Raw genomic sequence first — 14,981 nt, forward strand, 5'->3', positions numbered from 1 at the left:
CGGCATGGATCACATGGTCCGCCGAATGCGCATGCCCGCGGTCTTCAAGATGGTCGAACTCGGACTGGGGGGTCGACATAGGTCTCTTTTCGGGAGGAAGACAGTTTCCGAGGCGACAGTGTGCCACAGCCCACGTGGCCGGTGCCACACGGGCCCTCGTTCACACAAGAGGCTTCCATATCTTGGATAAGTGGCCAAAATGCGGACAAGGAATTTGGGCCGCCCCGCCTGGCGGGGAGGCGCCTCAGGGGTGACGTTCGGCGTCGTCGTTCTTCGCTCCTGGAGCGCGAACGCGGGGTGCCGCCCTCCGCTACGGTATTTTGGGAGTCGTGCTCCTTTCCGACCGCGACATCCGAGCCGAGATCGACGCCCAGCGGATCGTCCTTGCGCCCTACGAGCCGGCGATGGTCCAGCCGTCAAGCGTCGACGTGCGGATCGATCGGTTCTTCCGGCTGTTCGACAACCACAAATACGCGCACATCGATCCCTCCCTCGAGCAGCCCGAGCTGACCCGGCTCGTCGAGGTCGACCCTGATGAGGCGTTCATCCTGCACCCGGGCGAGTTCGTCCTCGGCTCGACGTTCGAGACCGTGAGCCTTCCCGAGGACATCGCCGCCCGCCTCGAGGGCAAGTCCTCGCTGGGCCGGCTCGGCCTCCTCACCCACTCGACGGCGGGGTTCATCGATCCAGGCTTCTCGGGCCATGTGACGCTCGAGCTCTCGAATGTGGCGACCCTCCCGATCAAGCTCTGGCCGGGCATGAAGATCGGGCAGCTCTGCTTCTTCCGCCTCAGCTCCGCCGCCGAGCATCCCTACGGTTCCGGTGCCTACGGCAACCGATACCAAGGTCAGCGGGGACCCACCGCCTCCCGCAGCTACCTCAATTTCCACCGCACGCCGGTCTAGCCAGCTCGGGCGCCTCTGAGCCCCAGGGCCGGGGCGCCTCAGAGCGTCTGCGCGTAGAACCACTCGATGTGCTCCCGCACGAGGCGTGCGGCGCGGTCGCCGTCGCGCGCCTCGACCGCCTCCAGGATCTCCCAGTGCTGGCGCCGCAGCTCGGCAGCGATGTCGTGCCACCTGCCGCGCGCCCGGACGGCCTCGTCGACATAGTCGCGGATCGATTCCCGCAATGAGTCCATCATCGTGCTCACCACCGAGTTGCCGGCGAGGGCGCTGAGGGCGACGTGGAACTGCGCGTCGAGGGCAGTGAAGGCGGGTGAGGGGAGCTTGGGGTCGTCCATGGCTTCGAGCAGGCGCCGAGCCTCCTCGGCCTGGCCCGGTTCCCAGTCGGCTCCCGCAGCGTGGGCGAGCGACCACGTTTCCATCATGACGCGCGCCTCGACGATGTCCTTGACTGGGAGGCGCTGGCTCGCGACGTGCAGCCGGAGCGCCGAGCCGAGCGCCGAGGATGGGTCGGAGACCACGATAGTGCCGGCGTTCGGCCCCGAACCCGTGGCCGAGCGGACGATGCCCATCACCTCGAGTGAGCGGATCGCGTCCCGCACCGATGCGCGGGAGATGCCGAACTGCTCGGCGAGGGCCCTCTCGCCCGGCAGTCGGTCGCCCAGTTTGAGCCCTCCGGAGCGCAGGCTGTCCTCGATATGGCGAAGGACGGCGTCGTGGGCGCGTTCGCTCGCGCGTTCAGCTGGCATGGTCCCATCTTGCCGCAGGGCCCACCCTCCATGGGTGAGCCGTCTCTGGCCCGTAATCCGAAGCGGGGGTGCCGCTTCGGATTGCGGTCGACGAGAATGCCTGACACTATGGTCAGACCACATGGTCCGGCCGTCCCTGCCCGGGCCGGAAAGGACACCATGAAGATCGCGCTCTTCGCGACGTGCATCGTCGACGCGATGTACCCGCGCGTCGCGCATGCCACGGTGCAGATCCTGGAACGGCTCGGCCACGAGGTCGTGTTCCCTGCCGGGCAGGCGTGCTGCGGGCAGATGCACCTGAATTCCGGCTACTTCCGAGAGGCCCTCCCCGTGGTCGAGAACCACGTGCGCGCGTTCGAGGGCGGCTTCGAGTCGGGGGAGTACGACGTCGCCGTCGCGCCTTCCGGATCATGCGTCGCCTCAGTGAAGCATCAGCATGCGATGGTCGCCCGGTGGGCGGAGGAGCGGGCGGACGTGCGAGGAGCGGATCCGACACTCGCGTCCCGCGCTAACGCCGTCGGGGAGCGGACCTACGAGCTGTCCCAGCTCCTCACCGACCTCCTCGGCATCACCGACGCCGCAGCGCAGCTGGGCTCCTACCTGCCGGCGACCATCACCTACCATCCGTCCTGCCACGGCATGCGGCTCCTCCGCCTCGGCGACCGCCCGCTCAGCCTCCTGCGCACCGTGGAGGCGCTCGACGTCGTCGCCCTCCCCGAAGCCGAACAGTGCTGCGGCTTCGGCGGCACCTTCTCCGTCAAGAACGCCGACGTCTCCTCGGCGATGCTCGCCGACAAGGTCGACAACATCTGCGGGACCGGCGCGGGGGCATGCGCGGGCGGGGACGTCTCGTGCCTCATGCACATCGGCGGCGGCCTTTCGCGGGAAGGGCGGACGACGCCGGGCGGTGCCCCTGTGCGTACCGTGCACCTCGCCGAGGTGCTGGCGAGCACCCGCGCCAACCCGCTCCGCTTTGACGGCGAGCTCGCTCTGGCGGGAGGCACGCGATGACTTCTGTAAGCCTGGGAATCCCGGCCGTTCCGCCGCGCGGATTCGGGAACATCTCCGCCGTCGAGCCCTTCCCGCAAGCCGCCCACCGCGAGCTCGCCAATGCGCAGCTCCGCGCGAATCTCGGCCACGCGACGCACACCATCCGCGACAAGCGCCTCCGGGTCGTGTCGGAGCTGCCGGATTGGGAGGCCCTGCGCGACGCGGGTTCGGCGATCAAGACCGAGGCGATGGCGCGGCTGCCCGAGCTCCTCGCGCAGTTCGAGGAGCAGTTCACGGCGCGCGGGGGAATCGTGGACGGGGCGCGGGACGCGGCGGAGGCGAACCGGATCGCGGAGGAGCTCATCCGGGCGACCGGGGCGAAGGACGTCGTCAAGGTCAAGTCGATGGCGACCCAGGAGATCGGCCTCAACGAATACCTCGAGGAGCGTGGGATCTCGGCGTTCGAGACCGACCTCGCCGAGCTCATCGTGCAGCTCGGTCACGACAAGCCGAGTCACATCCTCGTCCCGGCGATCCACAAGAACCGGACCGAAATCCGCGACATCTTCCTCAAGGAGATGCCCGACGTCGACCTCGGCCTGACAGATGAACCGCGGCGCCTCGCAATGGCGGCCCGTGCGCACCTGCGCAAGAAGTTCCTCTCGGCGAAGGTCGCGATTTCGGGCGCGAATTTCGGCATCGCTGAGACGGGGACACTCGGCGTCGTCGAGTCCGAGGGCAACGGGCGCATGTGCGTCACGCTGCCCGAGACGCTCATCACGGTCATGGGCATCGAGAAGGTGCTCCCGCGGGCGCAGGACCTCGAGGTCTTCATGCAGCTGCTCCCACGCTCCTCGACGGGGGAGCGCATGAACCCCTACACGTCGCTGTGGACCGGGGCGACGCACGGTGACGGACCACAGAACGTCCACGTGATCCTGCTTGACAACGGCAGGACGCGCGCGCTCGCGGACCGACACGGCCGCAGCGCACTGCACTGCATCCGCTGCTCCGCGTGCATGAACGTGTGCCCGGTGTATGAGCGGACCGGCGGGCATGCCTACGGCTCCACCTACCCCGGTCCGATCGGCGCGATCCTCTCGCCGCTGCTCACCGGCGTCGAGGCCGAGGAGAACTCTTCCCTGCCGTACGCCTCGTCGCTCTGCGGGGCTTGCTACGACGCCTGTCCCGTCAAGATCAACATCCCGGAGATCCTCGTGCACCTCCGCGGCGAGGACGTCGAGGCGAAGCACGGGCGGGGTCAGGCGGCCGAGCCGGGGCCCGATGCGTCCGCGCGGAAGCGCAACGGACGACGCCGGGGCCTCCCGACCCAGATGGACGTCGCCATGGGCGTGGCGTCGTGGGCGCTCTCCTCGGGCGACCGGCTCGGGCTGGTCGAGAAGGGGTTGCCCGTGGGTCGGGCGCTCGCCGGGCGCGACGGGAAGTTCTCCCGCCTTCCGGGCCTCGCGTCCGGTTGGACCCAGAGCCGCGACGTGCCGGCTCCGCCGAGCGAATCGTTCCGGAGCTGGTGGAAGAAACGGGATCGGCGTCCGGGCGCCGCACCCGGCGAAGGTGACGGCGCAACGGGGAGTGGACCCGGCGAAGGTGACGGCGCAACGGAAGGGGGCCGGCGGTGAGCGCGCGGGACGAGATTCTGGCCCGGATCCGAGAGGCGATCGGGGACGGTTCTGGCCGGAGGGTCGGGGACGGTCGGGGCCCGGCGTATCGCACGGCGTCCGGCCTCGATGAGCACGCCCTCGTGGAACTCCTCGTCGACAGGCTCGAGGACTACAAGGCGCGGGTCGAGGTCATAGGGTCGGACGGACTTGCAGAGGCGATCCGCAGCCGTCTCGAAGGCAAGCGCTTCGTGGTGCCGGCGGGACTCCCGCCCGCGTGGCTGGACCCGAGCCTCGCCGACTCGGCGGTGACCGACTCGCGAGAGGCACCGATCGACGTCGAACGCCTCGACGAGCTGGACGCCGTCGTGACCTCGTCTGCGGTCGCCATCGCGGAGACGGGCACGATCGTCCTGGACGGCTCGCCCGACCAAGGCCGGCGCGCGATCTCGCTCGTGCCGGACCACCACGTGTGCGTGGTGCCGGTCGAGACGATCGTCGGGATCGTGCCCGAGGGCTTCGCGCGTCTGGACACCACTCGACCGCTCACGCTCATCTCGGGTCCATCGGCGACGAGCGATATCGAGCTCGAGCGCGTCGAGGGTGTTCATGGCCCCCGGACGCTCGACGTCCTCATCGTGCGCCAGACGGCAGGAGCCGGGACGTAGATCCCTAGGAACGGGGGCGGCGACCGGGCAGAATTGCGCCATGAGCGGCGCTGAGGTCGTGGCGATGTTGCCGGTGCTCGTCCTGGCGTGCGGGCTCGCGTTCTGGGCGTTCTCGATCCTCGACTTCGCGCGAAGCAACGCGCGCGGGGTGCGGACCCTCCCGCGGGACGCGTGGGTCGTGATCCTCGTACTGGGCAGCGTGGTCGGTGCCGCCGCATGGTGGACGTTCGGGCGCCCACGGCAGGAATGACGACGCAGTTCGTCGTCCTGCGCCCCCGTCGGCGCGCTCGAGGCGCCCGTCCGCGGACGGCTGGCCCGGTCAGAGGACGGGAGCCGCTGCTTCCTTCCGTCCACGCCGGGCCCCGCGCAGGGCCCGCACTGTCGGTTCGACGAACCGCGCTGCGAGAGGGCCAATCACGGCCATGAGCAGAACGTAGGCGGTCGCAAGGGCCGCGAGATCATTCGAGACCGCGCCCGAGGTCACCGCGAGGCCCGCGATCACGATGGAGAACTCGCCGCGCGGAATGAGCGAGACGCCGGCGCGGGCACGCCCGGGCACTGCGATGCCGGCACGGGCCGCTGCCCACCAGCCGGTCGCGATCTTGGTGAGGGCGGTGACGAGCGCGAGGAGGAGCGCCCACCCGAGCACGGGAGGGATTGACCGCGGATCCGTGTTGAGCCCGAACGCGACGAAGAAGATGGCCGCGAAGAGGTCCCGCAGCGGCTCGAGCAGGCGGGAGGCGAGGTGCGCGGTGGTGCCCGAGATGGCGATGCCGAGCATGAACGCGCCCACCGCCGCGGAAACCTGCATCGCGGAGGCCAACCCCGCGACGAGCAGCGCGAGCCCCATGACGTTGAGCAGGAACACCTCCGAATTCTCGCTGTGGACCACTCGCGAGACCTGATTCCCGAGGCGAAGGGCGACGACGAGCACAACCGTGATGACGGCGAGCGAGACGGCTACCGTCTGGAGGCCGCCCAACCAGCTCACCCCGGCAAGCGTCGCGGTCAGGATGGGCAGGTAGATCGCCATGGCGAGGTCTTCGAACACGAGGATCGAGAGGATCGTCGGGGTTTCCCGGTTGCCGAGGCGGCCGAGGTCGGTGATGACCTTGGCCACGATCCCGGAGGAGGATATGTACGTCACGCCGCCCAGGACAATCGCTCCGAGCGGACCCCAGCCCAGCAGCAAGGCCACCCCCGCGCCGGGGATGATGTTGAGGACCGCGTCCACCACCCCGGCCTGCCATGACCGCCGCAGGCCCGTGAAGAGTTCCTTCGCCGTGTACTCGAGTCCGAGCAGCAGCAGGAGCAGGATGACGCCGATCTCGCCCGCGAGGTGGGAGAACTCCCGCACGCCGCTGAGGTCGACGAGCCCCCCGGCCCCGAACGCGAGGCCGCCGAGAAGGTAGAGAGGAATGGGGGACATGCTGATCCGCCCTGCAAGCCGCGCGAGGAGCCCGAGGGCGAACACGACTGCCCCGAGCTCGATGAGCGCGAGCGCGAGCGGATCCACGGGTCAGCCCTTGCGGAGGATCGCCGCGGTCTGCTCCAGCCCTTCCTCCGTCCCGACGGCGACGACGAGGTCGCCGCGCCGAAGGACGACGTCGGGCCCGGGGGAGGGAACGACCTCGCCTTCTCGCATGATCGCCACGATCGACACGCCGGTGCGGGTCCGGATGCTCGCGCGTCCCATCGGTTGGTCGCGGTACGGCGAATCCGCCAGGACGGTGAACTGGCGCGTCACGATCCCGGGAACTTCCTTGTGCTCTTCGGTGAGTTGCATGACGATGCGTTGGCTCCCGAGCAGGTTTCCCAGAGCCGTGGCCTCGTCTCCCGTGAGCGGGATCGAGGCTTGGCACGAGTCCGGGTCCTCCCACGTCGAGATGATGAGCTCGGTTTCGCCGTCGCGATGGGTGACGACGCCGATGCGCCGCCCCGACTGCGTCATGAAGTCCTTGCGCACGCCGAACCCGGGCAGCTCCGTCTCCTCCACGTTCATGCATCAACTCTAGTCCGGGGCCCCGACAGTCGAGCCGGGCGCGCACGAGGGACCCCCGACCCCGAGGGAAGCAGAGCGCGAGGGAGCTAAAGCTCGGGCACGACGGCGGTGGCGACCTTCGCGGGGGGCCGCACCGGGAGCAGCACGAGCAGACCGGCAAGGAGCACGACCATGATGCCAAGGATGCCCCAGCGCTGCGCGTGGCCTGCGGCGACGAGGGGGGTCGCGATCGCGATGGACAGGCTGAAGAGCGTGGGGGAGAGGAAGCTCACGGCCCGACCGGTCGTCGCGTACAGGCCGAACAGCTCCCCCGACTCGCCGTCCGGCGCAAGCCGGGCCAGATACGCGCGCGCCGAGGCCTGGGCCGGGCCCACGAAGAGGCACAGGAACAGCCCGAACACCCAGAACGTCGCCGCTCCCGGCCACGTGAACGCCCCGAGATCGTAGGTAGCGGAACCTAGCACGAGGACGGCGAATCCTGCGATCAAGAGCCCCGTGAGGGATCCGACGATGACACGTTTGGGACCGATTCGGTCGTCGAGCATGCCGCCGAGGATCGCCCCCACGGCCGCCACCACGTTCCCGAAGACCGCGAAGAAGATCACCTGGCTCAGCGAGAACCCGAAAGTTCCGGCGGCGATGACCCCGCCGAAGGTGAATACCGCAGCGAGCCCGTCCCGGAACACCGCGCTCGCGATGAGGAAATAGAGCGTATGCGGACTCGTCTGCCAGATCGCCCGGACCCGCCGGAACAGCAGCGCATACGAGGCGACGACACCCAGCTTGGCCGCGCGGCGTCGTCGTACTTCCGGCACGGCGACCAGGACCGGCACGGAGAACACCACGATCCACAGCATCGAGAACACCGCGACGAGCCGGATGTTCAAGCTCTCGGCGGTCGACGCCCCGAACCAGTGGAAGACGGGCTGGACGAAGAGGACGAGGACAAGGAGGAGCGCGACGATGCCGCCGAAGTACCCGGCCGACCACCCGATTCCCGAGACGCGCCCGATCGTCTTCGGCGTCGCAATCTGCTCGAGCATGGCGTTGTAGTTGACGCCCGCGAGCTCCGAGAAGACGTGACCAGCGGCGATGAGACCGGCTCCGTACCAGAGGAGCTCCGGCCGCGGATACGCAAAGAAGCACAGACCGGTGAGCAGCGCTACCACGCCCGTGTGGATCCCGAGCCAGAGCTTGCGGCGGCCGCCCGCGTCCGAGCGCTGGCCCGAGACGGGGGCGAGCAGGGCGATGAGCAGGCCCCCGATCCCGAGGGCGAGGCCGAGCACGGAGGATGCGTGGTCGGCCCCACCGAACGCCGAGGACGTGAGGTATACGGTGAACACGAAGGTCGTCATGACCGCGTTGAAGGCCGCGGACCCCCAGTCCCACGCGGCCCACGCGAGGACCTGGCCCTTGCGGACGGGTGCGATGTGGAGCTCGAGCTCCGAGGGCTGCGGCGCGGCAGTCGACATAGCTCGCATGCTAGCGCTTGATAAGCTGACATCGTTGCTCGCACCAGCACGTCTGCCAGTCTTTACGACCGGTCTTCCCGACCGGTCTTTTCTGACCGCGTTTCCTGAGCACCGAACCCAACCGATGATCGCCCGACCCCAACTTCCTTGACTCGACACCGACTGACCTAGCGGAGGCGCCCCGTGGTACCAGTCATCGCCCTGCACTATGCGGTGGCGGCTGGTGCGCCTTGGATCTTCCGGCGGTGGGGCCGGGCGTCGTTCCTCCTCCTCGCCGCGGTGCCTGCGCTCTCCCTCGGGTGGCTCGCGTTCCAGCACGGCGCCGTGTATGGCGGCGGACTTGTCGAGACCTACCCGTTCATCCCGGCGCTGCGCTTCGACGTCGCGTTCCGCATCGATCCGCTCGCGTGGGTCATGGAGCTGCTGGTGTTGGGCGTGGGTGCGCTCGTCCTCGCGTACTGCTCGCGGTATTTCAAGGACGACGACGGCGGCCTGGGCGGGTTCGGGGGCCAGCTCCTCGCGTTCGCCGGCACCATGTTCGGTCTCGTCGCTGCGGACGACCTCATCTCCCTCTACGTGTTCTGGGAAGTCACGAGCGTCCTGTCGTTCCTCCTGATCGGGTTCGCCCGGACCCGCCTCGCGGCGCGGCGCTCCGCTGTTCAGGCGCTCATCGTGACGACGGCCGGCGGCCTCGCAATGCTTGTCGGCATCGTCATGATCGGGACGGCCGCGGGGACGTACCGGATCTCCGAGATCCTCGCCATGGCGGGGCAGCTGACGACGGCGCCCGGCAGCTCGGGCGTGATCGCGGCGGGAGCGCTCCTCCTCCTCGTGGGCGCCGTGAGCAAGTCGGCCCTCGTTCCGTTCCATTTCTGGCTGCCCGCGGCGATGGCCGCTCCAGCACCGGTCTCGGCCTACCTCCACGCCGCCGCGATGGTGAAGGCCGGCGTGTACCTCGTGGCCAGACTCGCGCCCGGCTTCGCGGACACCCCGTTCTGGAGGCCGGTCGTCCTTGGCTTCGGGGCTGCGACCCTCCTCATCGGCGGGTACCGCGCCCTTCGGCAGACCGACATCAAGCTCCTGCTCGCGTTCGGCACGGTGAGCCAGCTCGGGTTCATGATCGCCGTCGTCGGCCTCGGGACGCCCGAGGCGGCGCTCGCCGGCGTCGCCCTCGTCGTTGCCCATGCGCTGTTCAAGGCCGCCCTCTTCCTCATCGTCGGAATCGTGGACCATCAGACGGGGACGCGCGACATCCGGCGCCTCTCGGGCCTGTACCGGCGCGCGCCCAGGCTCGCGGTCCTCGCGGTGCTCGCCGCGGCCTCGATGGCGGGCCTGCCCCTGTTCGGCGGCTTCGTCGCGAAGGAGAGCGTCTTCGCGGCGTTCGCCGACGCGTTCGCGTCGCACGGACCGCTCTCGGCCGTTGCCGGCGTCGCCGTGCTTGCTGCGCTCGTCGTCGGGTCTGCTCTGACGGTCGCCTACAGCGCGCGGTTCGTGTGGGGGACATTCGCGCCGAAGCCGGGCCTCCCGGCGACGAACTTCAAGCCCGTCACGCCGCTCTTCGCGGCGCCCCCGGCGATCCTTGCCGTCCTCGGGCTCGTGTACGGGGTGTGGCCCGCACCCGTCGACGCGTGGGCGGCCCCGTACGCCCTCGCCGCGAGCCATCTCTCGGCATGGCACGGAGTCGACCTGCCGCTCGCGCTCTCAGCCGCTGCATGGGCTGGCGGCGCGCTGCTGTTCTGGGCCCGCGATTCCGTGTATCGGCTCCAAGTCGCGCTCTCGGGCCTGCCCGACGCCGAGCGGGCCTACCGCGGCATGGTGGGAGTGGTCGACGACGCCGCGATCTGGGTGACGGGGCGAACGCAGCGCGGCTCCCTGTTCTTCTATCTGGCGGTGATCCTCTCGGTCGCAACGCTCCTGCCGCTCGCCGTCATGCTCGTGACGCGACCTGCCATTCCCGGGAACGCCTACTTCGTCGACCCGAAATCGCCGCTCCAGGGGGTCATCGGCATCGGGATCGTGATCGGAGCGCTCGCCGCGGTCCGGGCCAACAAGCGCTTCCTCGCCGTGCTCATGGTCTCCGTGACGGGCTACGGCATCGCCCTGATCTTCGCCCTCCAGGGGGCGCCCGACCTCGCCATGACCCAGCTCCTCGTCGAGACGATCGTGCTCGTCGCCTTCGTGCTCGGCATGCGCCGGCTGCCCGCCCAGCTCCGGGACCGCACAGGCGGGGCCTACCGCGTGACGCGGGTCATCATTGCAGTCCTGTTCGGCGCGGTGATCGTCTTCGCCGGCATGTTCGCCATGGCCGCGCGGACCGACGCCCCGATCTCGCTCCGGTTCCCCGAGCTCGCCTACACCGAGGGCGGCGGGAACAACATCGTCAATGTCACGCTCGTCGACATCCGCGCGTGGGACACGTTCGGCGAGATCTCCGTACTCGTCCTCGCCGCCACGGGCATCGCGAGCCTCATCTTCATCAGCCACCGTGGACGCCGCCCCGGCCCCACGCACGAGGTGGAGACCGGGAGTGTCGGGCGCGTACGCGGCGTCGATCCCACCTCGCGCGGCGGGGCCGAGCTCGCCGTCGCGCGGACGTTTGCGTCGATTGAACGCGACGCATGGCTCGTGGCCGGCCGCACGCTCGCCCCGGAACGGCGGTCGATCATCTTTGAGGTCATCACCCGGCTCGTGTTCCACAGCATGGTGCTGTTCTCGGTCTACCTCCTGCTCGCGGGCCACAACGCCCCCGGCGGAGGCTTTGCGGGCGGCCTGGTCGCGGGCATCGCCCTCACCATCCGCTATCTGGCCGGCGGCCGGTTCGAGCTCCACGAGGCGGCGCCGTTCAACCCGGGCATCCTCCTCGGCTCGGGGCTCGCGACGGCGGCGCTCTCCGCTGCGGTGCCGCTGCTGGTCGGCGGACAGATCCTCCAGAGCGCCATCATCAGCCTGTGGCTGCCCGTCTTCGGGGACGTCAAATTCGTGACCTCGACGATCTTCGACGTCGGCGTGTACCTCATCGTCGTCGCTCTCGTGATCGACGTCCTGCGCAGCCTGGGTTCCCGCATCGACGAGCAGCTCGAGGACCATGCGCATGCCGACGCCGCACGGGAGGTCCGGGAACGGAGCGAGCGCGAGCACGAGAGGGAGCGCGCGTGAGCCCGAACCTGACCCTCCTGATCATCTCCGGCGTGCTGTTCGCGTGCGGGATCTACCTCGTGCTCGAGCGGAGCCTCACGCGCGTCCTCCTCGGCCTCCTGATGCTGACCAACGGCGCGAACCTCCTGCTGCTCACGACGGGCGGCTACGCGGGGCTGGCCCCATTCTTCGTGAAGGGCACGGATCCGCGCGCGTACACCGACCCGCTTCCCGAGGCGTTCGTGCTGACCTCGATCGTCATCTCCTTCGCCGTCACCGGCATCATGCTCGCCCTCGTCTACAGGACGTGGCAGCTCGGCCGCGGCGACGAGGTAGCGGACGACCTCGAAGACCGACGCGTCGCCGCCCAGACCGGCTCCCAGCCGGAGGAGGACGCAATCCTCCCCGAGGATGTCAGCGAGTTCATGGACCGTGAGGAGGCAGCAGCCGCCGACCGTGCTGCCGTGCACAGTGCCCGGCAGAAGGTCATGGCCCGCGACGCCGCGGGCGCCTCCCCAGAGGGTCCACTCGCCGACGGCAGAACCGCTGACGGCAGAACCGCTGACGGCAGAAGCGCCGACGGTGCAAGCCCCGACGGTGCAAGCCCCGACGGAGAGGATCCGGAGTGAACCTGGCCAGCCTGGCGCCGCTCGCCGTCGTCCTTCCCCTCTTCGGCGCGGCGGTGACGTTCGTGCTCCTGCGGCAGGAGCGCGCCCAGCGGATCGTGAGCATCGGCGTCGTCGCGCTCACCCTGGCGCTCGAGGTGACTCTCCTCGTCTCCGTGTGGGGCGGAGGGACCGTGGCCGTGCCGATCGGGGAGTGGGTCCCGCCGTGGGGCATCACGCTCGTCGTGGACCAGTTCTCCTCGCTCATGCTCGTGATCTCGAGTTCCGTGAGCCTCGCCGTCCTCGTCTACGCGGTGTCGCAGGGCATAGCCGACGGCGACAGGGACGGCCCGATCTCCGTCTTCCACCCGAGCTTCCTCATCCTGATCGCAGGGGTCTCGGACGCGTTCCTCGCGGGCGACCTCTTCAACCTCTACGTCGGCTTCGAGATTCTGCTCACGGCGAGCTACGTCCTCCTCACGCTCGGGGGGACGACGGCGAGGATCCGCGCAGGAGTCACCTACGTCGTCGTGAGCGTGGTCTCGTCCCTCCTGTTCCTCATCGCGATCGCGATGGTCTATGCCGCGACCGGAACGGTCAACATGGCGGATCTCGCGGTGAAACTCGGGCACCTCAGCCCCGGGATGCAGCTTCTGCTCCACGTCATGCTGCTCCTCGGCTTCGGGATCAAGGCCGCCGTGTTCCCGCTCTCGTTCTGGCTCCCGGACTCGTACCCGACCGCGCCCGCGCCCGTCACCGCGGTGTTCGCGGGATTGCTCACGAAGGTCGGCGTGTACGCGATGGTGCGCACCGAGACGCTCCTGTTCCCCGGCGACCAGCTCGATGGGCCGCTCATGGTGGTCGCGCTGCTCACGATGGTCGTCGGCATCCTCGGCGCCTTGGCCCAGACGGACATCAAACGCCTGCTGTCCTTCACGCTCGTGAGCCATATCGGGTACATGGTGTTCGGGCTCGCGATGAGTTCGGTGATCGGGCTCGGGGCGACGGTGTTCTACGTCATGCACCACATCACGGTGCAGACCTCGCTGTTCCTCGTGGCGGGGCTTATCGAGCGGCGTGCCGGGACCGCATCCATCGACCGTCTCGGCGGGCTCGCGAAGCTCTCCCCGCTGCTTGCGCTCCTGTACTTCCTCCCGGCGATGAACCTCGCCGGCATCCCCCCGCTCTCCGGCTTCCTCGGGAAGCTCGGCCTCATCCAGGCGGGCGTGACGCTGGGCACCCCACTTGCGCTCGCCGTCGTCGTCGGGGGAGTGGCGGTGAGCCTCCTGACGCTCCTCGCACTCGCGAGGGTGTGGGCTCGCGCCTTCTGGCGCACCCCGGACGACGCCGAGAATCCCGACGGCGCGCTCCTCGCCGCGGAGCCCGCCGCGTCGATGCCGCGGGCGATGGTCGGCTCCACGGCGGGCCTCGTGGCCCTCGGCGTGGCCCTGACCGTGTTCGCCGGGCCGCTGTTCACCGTGAGCCAGCAGGCCGCGAAGGACATGCTGGACCGCACTCCGTACATCACCGCCGTCCTCGGGCAGCAGGCCGCGCAGCAGGCGTCGCAGCAGGCCGCCCAAGCTGGGGTGACGCAGCCATGAGTCCCTTCCGCCGCGTCTCGCTCCGAACCGAACTGCCCCTGCTCGCGTGGCTGGTGATTGTCTGGGGTGCGCTGTGGCACGACTTCAGCGTGGGGAACCTCGTGTTCGGGCTCGTGCTCGCGCTGCTTGTCACAAGATTCCTGTACCTGCCGCCCGTCGAGCTCAGCGGCCGGTTCAACGTGTTCCACGCGGTGCGCTTCGCGTTCGTGTTCGTGGGGCAGGTCATCTCGGCGAGCCTCAAGCTCCTGTGGCTCGCCCTTGCAGTGGGGCCGGCCGCAAGCAGCGCGATCGTGGCCGTACCGCTGCGGACCCACAGCGACCTCATGGTCACCGCGACCGGTCACGTGACCTCGCTCATCCCAGGGTCGCTCATCGTGGACGTCGACCGAGCGAATGCGACGCTCTACGTCCACGGCATCGACGTACCGGACGCCGCGGCCGCTGAGAAGCTCCGCCGCTCCGTGCTCGCCGCCGAGGCCGAACTCATCCGGATCATGGGGTCCCAGCAGGACCTGCAGGTGCTGCGTGACGACGAGGCGCTGCTGGGACCGGGACGGGGTCCGGGGTTCCGCGGCCCGGGGCGGCGCGCCTCGGGGCCGGACGGTTCCGCGCTGGGAAGGGAGGCCGACGAGTGACGTTCCTCGACGGAAGCGTGCTCGTATGCAGCGTGCTGCTCGCGCTCGCGGCGCTCGGCGCCGTCGTCCGCATGATCAAGGGGCCCGCGCTCCTCGATCGCGTGCTTGCGGCGGATGTTCTCCTCGTCGTCCTCGCGTCCGCGCTCATCGTCAACATGGCCGCCCACCGGAATACGGACAATCTCGCGCTCGTCGTGGCGATCACTTTGATCGGGTTCGTCGGATCGGTGACCGTGGCGCGGTTCGTGCAGGACCGGAGGCGGCCGTGACTCCCGATGCGCTCGTGGACGCGGTGGCGGGTGTGCTCATGGTGCTCGGCGCCGTCATGTCGCTCAGCGCGGCGATCGGCCTCCTGCGCTTCCCCGACCTGCTCACCCGCATGCACGCCGCGACGAAACCCCAGGTGCTCGGCTCCTTGCTCCTGCTGACCGCACTCGGGCTCGAGCTGCGTTCGTGGGCGCTGGTGCCGCTTCTCGTGGTTGCGTGGATCTTCCAGCTGCTGACCGTCCCGGTCTCGGCCCACATGGTGGGGAGGGCTGGCTACCGGACCAAGCACGTCGACAAGACGCGCCTCACCGTCGACGAGCTCGACGACGTGGTCGCGCG

At 69.4% G+C, this 14,981-nt stretch carries 15 protein-coding genes; 11 read left to right on the forward strand and 4 right to left on the reverse strand.

All coding sequences use genetic code 11. From position 1 onward, the window contains the following. Nucleotides 1-329 precede the first annotated feature (329 nt). Complete coding sequence (gene dcd / locus V7053_RS02680) at nucleotides 330-905, forward strand: dCTP deaminase (RefSeq protein ID WP_334170723.1); 576 nt, start codon at nucleotides 330-332, stop codon at nucleotides 903-905. Nucleotides 906-943: 38 nt separating this feature from the next. Here dcd and V7053_RS02685 read toward each other — a convergent pair whose 3' ends face one another. Beyond that, on the reverse strand, nucleotides 944-1,651 hold the full coding sequence (locus V7053_RS02685) for a FadR/GntR family transcriptional regulator (protein ID WP_334170724.1): 708 nt from the start codon (nucleotides 1,649-1,651) through the stop codon (nucleotides 944-946). A 159-nt stretch (nucleotides 1,652-1,810) separates the two neighbouring features. Here V7053_RS02685 and V7053_RS02690 point away from each other — a divergent pair, with 159 nt between their 5' ends. From V7053_RS02690 to V7053_RS02705, 4 genes are read left to right on the forward strand one after another with little or no spacing between them, the layout of a single operon-like run. Continuing rightward, nucleotides 1,811-2,662 carry a (Fe-S)-binding protein gene (locus tag V7053_RS02690; RefSeq protein ID WP_334170725.1) on the forward strand — a complete coding sequence of 284 codons (852 nt, stop codon included), beginning with the start codon at nucleotides 1,811-1,813 and terminating at the stop codon, nucleotides 2,660-2,662. Continuing rightward, complete coding sequence (locus V7053_RS02695) at nucleotides 2,659-4,278, forward strand: lactate utilization protein B (protein WP_334170726.1); 1,620 nt, start codon at nucleotides 2,659-2,661, stop codon at nucleotides 4,276-4,278. Before V7053_RS02690 ends, V7053_RS02695 begins: the two co-directional genes overlap by 4 nt. Further along, on the forward strand, nucleotides 4,275-4,925 hold the full coding sequence (locus V7053_RS02700) for a LutC/YkgG family protein (RefSeq protein WP_334170727.1): 651 nt from the start codon (nucleotides 4,275-4,277) through the stop codon (nucleotides 4,923-4,925). Before V7053_RS02695 ends, V7053_RS02700 begins: the two co-directional genes overlap by 4 nt. 40 nt (nucleotides 4,926-4,965) lie before the next feature. Then, entirely contained in the window at nucleotides 4,966-5,175 is a 210-nt protein-coding gene (locus V7053_RS02705; protein ID WP_334170728.1) for a hypothetical protein, read from the forward strand. Between the two features lie 69 nt (nucleotides 5,176-5,244). On the opposite strand, the gene V7053_RS02710 is transcribed toward V7053_RS02705, so the two are convergent. The 3 genes from V7053_RS02710 to V7053_RS02720 all read right to left on the reverse strand — a co-directional run bounded on the left by V7053_RS02710 (nucleotide 5,245) and on the right by V7053_RS02720 (nucleotide 8,399). Further along, nucleotides 5,245-6,441 carry a cation:proton antiporter gene (locus tag V7053_RS02710; RefSeq protein ID WP_334170729.1) on the reverse strand — a complete coding sequence of 399 codons (1,197 nt, stop codon included), beginning with the start codon at nucleotides 6,439-6,441 and terminating at the stop codon, nucleotides 5,245-5,247. 3 nt (nucleotides 6,442-6,444) lie between these two features. Then, nucleotides 6,445-6,927 (reverse strand): cation:proton antiporter regulatory subunit, encoded by a 483-nt coding sequence (locus V7053_RS02715; protein WP_334170730.1) that lies wholly within the window; start codon nucleotides 6,925-6,927, stop codon nucleotides 6,445-6,447. An 86-nt stretch (nucleotides 6,928-7,013) separates the two neighbouring features. Continuing rightward, on the reverse strand, nucleotides 7,014-8,399 hold the full coding sequence (locus V7053_RS02720) for an MFS transporter (protein ID WP_334170731.1): 1,386 nt from the start codon (nucleotides 8,397-8,399) through the stop codon (nucleotides 7,014-7,016). Between the two features lie 183 nt (nucleotides 8,400-8,582). Between V7053_RS02720 and V7053_RS02725 the strand changes: the two genes are divergently transcribed. The 6 genes from V7053_RS02725 to mnhG form a co-directional block, all read left to right on the forward strand. After that, nucleotides 8,583-11,555 (forward strand): Na+/H+ antiporter subunit A, encoded by a 2,973-nt coding sequence (locus V7053_RS02725; RefSeq protein WP_334170732.1) that lies wholly within the window; start codon nucleotides 8,583-8,585, stop codon nucleotides 11,553-11,555. After that, nucleotides 11,552-12,163: a Na(+)/H(+) antiporter subunit C gene (locus V7053_RS02730; protein ID WP_334170733.1), complete on the forward strand. Its 612-nt coding sequence runs from the start codon at nucleotides 11,552-11,554 to the stop codon at nucleotides 12,161-12,163. Before V7053_RS02725 ends, V7053_RS02730 begins: the two co-directional genes overlap by 4 nt. Next, a complete protein-coding gene (locus tag V7053_RS02735; protein ID WP_334170734.1) occupies nucleotides 12,160-13,740 on the forward strand; it encodes a Na+/H+ antiporter subunit D in 1,581 nt (526 codons plus the stop codon). The genes V7053_RS02730 and V7053_RS02735 overlap by 4 nt, the downstream gene beginning before the upstream one ends. After that, a complete protein-coding gene (locus tag V7053_RS02740; RefSeq protein WP_334170735.1) occupies nucleotides 13,737-14,375 on the forward strand; it encodes a Na+/H+ antiporter subunit E in 639 nt (212 codons plus the stop codon). Before V7053_RS02735 ends, V7053_RS02740 begins: the two co-directional genes overlap by 4 nt. After that, nucleotides 14,372-14,644 carry a monovalent cation/H+ antiporter complex subunit F gene (locus tag V7053_RS02745; protein WP_334170736.1) on the forward strand — a complete coding sequence of 91 codons (273 nt, stop codon included), beginning with the start codon at nucleotides 14,372-14,374 and terminating at the stop codon, nucleotides 14,642-14,644. Before V7053_RS02740 ends, V7053_RS02745 begins: the two co-directional genes overlap by 4 nt. Nucleotides 14,645-14,682: 38 nt before the next feature. Beyond that, nucleotides 14,683-14,981, forward strand: a 299-nt coding sequence (gene mnhG, locus V7053_RS02750; RefSeq protein ID WP_443022487.1) for a monovalent cation/H(+) antiporter subunit G, incomplete at its 3' end; no start/stop codon positions are given.

This window comes from Sinomonas sp. (assembly GCF_036848755.1).
Lineage (GTDB): Bacteria > Actinomycetota > Actinomycetes > Actinomycetales > Micrococcaceae > Sinomonas.

Coding starts and splice junctions, on each gene's coding strand:
- V7053_RS02685 (WP_334170724.1), bottom strand. CDS start 1,651: ATGCCAGCTGAACGCGCGAGCGAACGCGCCCACGACGCCGTCCTTCGC.
- V7053_RS02690 (WP_334170725.1), top strand. CDS start 1,811: ATGAAGATCGCGCTCTTCGCGACGTGCATCGTCGACGCGATGTACCCG.
- V7053_RS02695 (WP_334170726.1), top strand. CDS start 2,659: ATGACTTCTGTAAGCCTGGGAATCCCGGCCGTTCCGCCGCGCGGATTC.
- V7053_RS02705 (WP_334170728.1), top strand. CDS start 4,966: ATGAGCGGCGCTGAGGTCGTGGCGATGTTGCCGGTGCTCGTCCTGGCG.
- V7053_RS02715 (WP_334170730.1), bottom strand. CDS start 6,927: ATGAACGTGGAGGAGACGGAGCTGCCCGGGTTCGGCGTGCGCAAGGAC.
- V7053_RS02720 (WP_334170731.1), bottom strand. CDS start 8,399: ATGTCGACTGCCGCGCCGCAGCCCTCGGAGCTCGAGCTCCACATCGCA.
- V7053_RS02740 (WP_334170735.1), top strand. CDS start 13,737: ATGAGTCCCTTCCGCCGCGTCTCGCTCCGAACCGAACTGCCCCTGCTC.